Source organism: Mycobacterium sp. TH-M15 (assembly GCF_057473705.1).
Genome location: NZ_JBYCLB010000672.1, coordinates 1 through 4746 on the forward strand (window position 1 = coordinate 1; position 4746 = coordinate 4746).

Below are 4746 nucleotides of genomic sequence, written 5' to 3' on the forward strand. Positions count from 1 at the left end.
CTGATCGCCACCACCGACTGGAGCTTCTCGCACGGCCGGGACTGGGGCAGCCCGAAGATACCGGAGAAGATGGACCTGCGCACCATGGTGCGGATGATGCCGGAGGCGCTCGCGCGGCCCGGCTGGCTGTGGCGCTTCGGCAAGACGCTGCACCCGCCGAGCCTGCGGGTGCCGAACCAGGGCGCCCGCGGCGAGCCCGGGCCGCCGTTCTTCGCCGCCTACGGCGAGTGGATGGGCACCCCGCCGCCGACCTGGGACGACATCGCCTGGCTGCGCGAGCTGTGGGGAGGGCCGTTCATGCTCAAGGGCGTGATGCGCGTCGACGACGCCAAAAGGGCTGTTGACGCCGGTGTTTCGGCCATCTCGGTCTCCAACCACGGCGGCAACAACCTGGACGGCACCCCGGCCGCGATCCGTGCGTTGCCGGCGGTCGCGGCGGCGGTCGGTGATCAGGTCGAGGTGTTGCTGGACGGCGGCATCCGGCGCGGCGGCGACGTGGTCAAGGCACTGGCGCTGGGGGCGCGGGCGGTGATGATCGGCCGCGCCTACCTGTGGGGTCTGGCGGCGGCCGGCCAGCCGGGGGTGGAGAACGTCCTGGACATCCTGCGTGACGGCATCAACTCGGCGCTGATGGGGCTCGGCCGCCCCTCGGTGCACGACGTGACCGCCGATGACGTGCTGATTCCTCCCGACTTCACCCGCACGCTGGGTGCCGGCACCGGGCAGCAACCGGCATATTGACGCCGCCGTCGACAGGAACTGTTCCCTGCCAGCCTGTTCCGTCTTAAGATCGGCGGATGGTGTTCATCGGTGAACTCGCCCGGCTGACATCCGATCAGCTGACCGGCGGATCGCCGACACTCTTGGTGCCGGTGGGATCGACCGAACAGCACGGCCCGCACCTGCCGCTCGACACCGACACCCGGATCGCCGTGGCGGTGGCGACCGAGGCCGCCGCCCGGTTGAGCACCGGCTCGGCCGCGCCGGATACCGAGCGGCGCTGGCCGGTGGCGCCGGCGATCGGGTACGGCGCCAGCGGTGAACATCAGAGCTTCGCCGGCACCATCTCCATCGGCACCGAAACCCTGGACCGGGTGCTGCTGGAGTACGGCCGCTCGGCCAGCGCCTGGGCGCGGCGACTGGTCTTCGTCAACGGGCACGGCGGCAACCTGGCCGCGCTCCGTTCGGCGGTCGGCCGGCTGCGTTTCGAGGGTCGCGACGCCGGCTGGACACCGTGTGCGGTGGCCACCGGAGACGCGCATGCCGGACACACGGAAACATCGTTGTTGCTGCATCTTTCGCCCGCCGATGTGCGGACCGAACGGTGTCGGCCCGGCAACCGAACTCCGCTGGCCGAGCTGCTGCCGGCGATCCGCCGTGGCGGAGTGGCGGCGGTCAGTGCCGTCGGCATCCTCGGCGACCCGACCGCGGCCTGCGCTTCGGACGGGGAACGAATCTTCGGCGAGATGGTCGACCGCTGCGTCCGGGCAATCCGCGACTGGGCGCCAAGCGACGACGGACTGCTGCGGTGAGTAGCCCGGCCCGGCTGCCAGACGGCTTCGCCGTCCAGATCGGCCGGGAGGTGCGGGTGCTGGGCGGTGGGTCGGTGCTGCTCGGCGGCGTCCCGACCAAGCTGCTCCGGCTGGTGCCGGCCGCGCAGGCGATGCTGAGCAACGGTCGGCTGGAGGTTCATGACGCGGTGAGCGCGCAGCTGGCCCGCACCCTGCTGGACGCGACGGTGGCGCACCCGCGACCGTCCGGCGGCCCCTCGCACCGCGATGTGACGGTGGTTGTTCCGGTGCGGGACAACATGCCCGGGCTCCGACGCCTGGTTGCCGCGCTGCACAATCAGCGGGTCGTCGTGGTGGACGACGGCTCGGTGACCCCGGTGAGCCGAGATGACCTATCGGCCGTCCACCCGGCGGTGACGGTGCTCCACCACCCGCGGAGCCGCGGGCCGGCGGCGGCCCGCAACACCGGCCTGGCCGCGTGCACCACCGACTTCGTCGCGTTCCTGGACTCGGACGTGCTGCCGCGGCGCGGTTGGCTGGAGGTGCTGCTCGGCCATTTCTGCGATCCCACCGTCGCGTTGGTCGCACCGCGGATCATCGCCATGGGCGGCAGTGACCGCCTGATCGGTCGCTACGAGGCGATCCGGTCCTCGCTGGACCTGGGCCGCCGGGAGGCGCCGGTCGTCCCGTACGGCAGGGTCAGCTACGTTCCGAGTGCGGCGGTCATCTGCCGCACCGCGGTGCTGCGCCGGCTGGACGGATTCGACGAGACGATGCGCTGCGGCGAGGACGTCGACCTATGCTGGCGACTGGTCGACGCGGGCGCCCGGCTGCGGTACGAGCCGGTGGCCCTGGTCGAGCACGACCATCGGGTGACGCTTGGGGATTGGCTGGCACGCAAGGCGTTCTACGGACGGTCGGGCGCGCCGCTGTCCGCCCGGCATCCGGAGAAGATCGCGCCGCTGAGCATCCCCTTCGGAACGCTCGCGGCCTGGTTACTGGCCACGCTGGGGTCCATTCCGGGCCTGCTGGCCGCCCTGGCGGCGGCCGGCCTGGCGGGCCGGCGGGTGGCCAGATCGATGCGCGGGCCCGGGGTCGGCCGCGGTGACGTCGCGTTGGTGACGGTGCGCGGGCTGACCGCCGGCGGGCTGCAGCTGGCGTCGGCCATCTGCCGGCCGTACTGGCCGCTGGCGCTGATCGCGGCGTCCTGCTCGCGCCACTGTCGGCGGGTGGTGGTGGCCGCGGGGCTGGCGGACGGGGTGATCGACTGGCTGCGGCGCATCGGCCCGGACGAGAACGGCCACCCGCCGGTCAACCCGGTGGCGTACCTGTTCTTGAAACGCCTCGACGACCTGGCGTACGGGGCGGGCCTGTGGGCCGGTGCGCTGCGCCAACACGATCCGGCCGCGCTCAGGCCGCAGCTTCGGGCCTGACCGTCGCCGTGGCCGCGGCAACGCTGCAGACCGACGTGCTGATCGTCGGCGCGGGCAGCGCCGGATCGGTTGTCGCCGAGCAACTCTCCCGGGACAGCGATTGCCGACTGACGGTGTTGGAGGCCGGAGCCGGCCCGGCGGACCCGGTGGCATCGGCGCTGGCGGCCGACGGACGTCGACTGCCGATCGGCACCGCCAGCCCGATCGTGTGGCGTTACCAGACCGAGCTGACCGCGGACGCCGCCGGCGCGATGGCGATCGTCCGTGGCGCCACGGTCGGCGGCTCTGGGGCGGTCAACGGGGGCTACTTCTGCTGGGGCGTGCCGCAGGACTTCGACCGGACGGGTCTGCCCGGCTGGGCCTGGGCGGACGTGGTCGGCCATTACCGGGCGATCGAGACCGATCTGGATTTCGGCGGGCCGGACCACGGTGACCGCGGTCCGATCCCGGTCCGGCGGACCCGTGACGTCGCCGAGAGCGCGCAACGATTCGTGGCTGCCGCGCGGGACGCCGGTTTCGGCTGGTTGCCCGACCTGAACGCCGTGGGCGAGGGCGGCGGGCCGTGCGGGGTGGGTGCGGTGCCGCTGAACATCGTCGACGGGGTGCGCACCGGCCCGGGCGCGGCGTGCCTGGTGCCTGGCCTGGCCCGGGAGAACCTGGCCCTGCTGGCCCGAACCAGGGCGGTGCGGGTGGACATCTGCGCCGGCCGGGCGGTCGGTGTGCGGGCGGTCGGCCCGGACGGCCCGATAACCGTGCAGGCGGACCGGGTCGTGTTGTGCGCCGGGGCGATCGAGACCGCCCATCTGCTGATGCTCTCCGGCATCGGTGACCCGGAGATGCTCCGGGCGGTCGGCGTCGAACCGGTTTCAGCGGTGCCGGTCGGCGCCGGCTGCAGTGACCACCCGGAGTGGGTGCTGCCGGTCGACTGGCCGGGGGCGGCCGGCCGGCCGCCGCTGGAGGTGGTGCTGCACACCGACGACGCGATCGAGATCCGACCCTACACCGGCGGTTTCACCGCGATGGTCGGCGATGCGGCGTCCGGCCGGCCGGACCGGCCGCACATCGGCGCGGCGCTGATGCGGCCGCGGTCGCGTGGCCGGTTGACGCTGGTCTCGGCCGATCCGCGGGTGCCGCCGCGGATCGAGCACCGCTACGACTCCGAGCCGGCCGATCTGGCCGCCTTGGCCCGGGGGGTGCAGCTGGTCCGGCGGATGATCGCCGGGTCGGCCGAGCTGGGTCGGCCGACGTGGTCGACGTCGCAGCACCTGTGTGGCAGCGCTCCGATGGGCGCCGACGACGACCCGCGCGCGGTGCTCGACCCGCGGTGCCGGGTGCGCGGCGTGGACGGGCTGTGGGTGGCCGACGGGTCGGCACTGCCGGCCGTGCCGAGCCGCGGCCCGCACGCCAGCATCGTGATGCTGGGCCATCGGGCCGCGGAGTTCGTCCGGGCCGGGGCGTGATGGTCAGTCGCGCAGCCGGTAGCGCACCGGCAGGTGCTTGAGGCCGCCGACGAACGTCGTCGAGATCAGCTGCGGCTCGCCGGCCGGCTCGATCGATTCCAGCCGGGGCAGCAGCGCGCTGAAGAAGCTGTCGATCTCCATCCGGGCCAGCGCGGACGCCACGCAGAAGTGCACCCCGTAGCCGAACGACAGGTGCTTGTTGGGGTCGCGAGCGACGTCGAAGGTGAACGGGTTCTCGAACACCTCCTCGTCGCGGTTCGCCGAGACGTAGGACAGGTACACCGATTCGCCCTCGGCGATCGGGACACCGCGCACCTCGGTGTCGGCGGTCGCGGTGCGCAT

5 protein-coding genes are annotated in these 4746 nt (G+C 73.1%); 4 read left to right on the forward strand and 1 reads right to left on the reverse strand.

Annotated elements, in window-relative coordinates; translation table 11 throughout:
- The 4 genes from AC2VNT_RS16445 to mftG all read left to right on the forward strand — a co-directional run.
- The coding region (locus AC2VNT_RS16445; RefSeq protein ID WP_486947869.1) for an alpha-hydroxy-acid oxidizing protein at positions 1-741 on the forward strand (741 nt) is incomplete at its 5' end.
- A 56-nt stretch (positions 742-797) separates the two neighbouring features.
- A complete protein-coding gene (mftE, locus tag AC2VNT_RS16450; protein ID WP_486947870.1) occupies positions 798-1532 on the forward strand; it encodes a mycofactocin biosynthesis peptidyl-dipeptidase MftE in 735 nt (244 codons plus the stop codon).
- Positions 1529-2944 carry a mycofactocin biosynthesis glycosyltransferase MftF gene (gene mftF / locus AC2VNT_RS16455; protein ID WP_486947871.1) on the forward strand — a complete coding sequence of 472 codons (1416 nt, stop codon included), beginning with the start codon at positions 1529-1531 and terminating at the stop codon, positions 2942-2944. The genes mftE and mftF overlap by 4 nt, the downstream gene beginning before the upstream one ends.
- An 8-nt stretch (positions 2945-2952) precedes the next feature.
- On the forward strand, positions 2953-4404 hold the full coding sequence (gene mftG, locus AC2VNT_RS16460; protein ID WP_486947872.1) for a mycofactocin dehydrogenase MftG: 1452 nt from the start codon (positions 2953-2955) through the stop codon (positions 4402-4404).
- 3 nt (positions 4405-4407) lie between these two features.
- On the opposite strand, the gene AC2VNT_RS16465 is transcribed toward mftG, so the two are convergent.
- A partial coding sequence (locus tag AC2VNT_RS16465; RefSeq protein WP_486947873.1) for a cytochrome P450 occupies positions 4408-4746 on the reverse strand: 339 nt, incomplete at its 5' end.

Bases quoted from the DNA above. Each gene is read 5' to 3' on its own strand.
- mftE (WP_486947870.1), top strand. From the start codon at position 798: ATGGTGTTCATCGGTGAACTCGCCCGGCTGACATCCGATCAGCTGACC.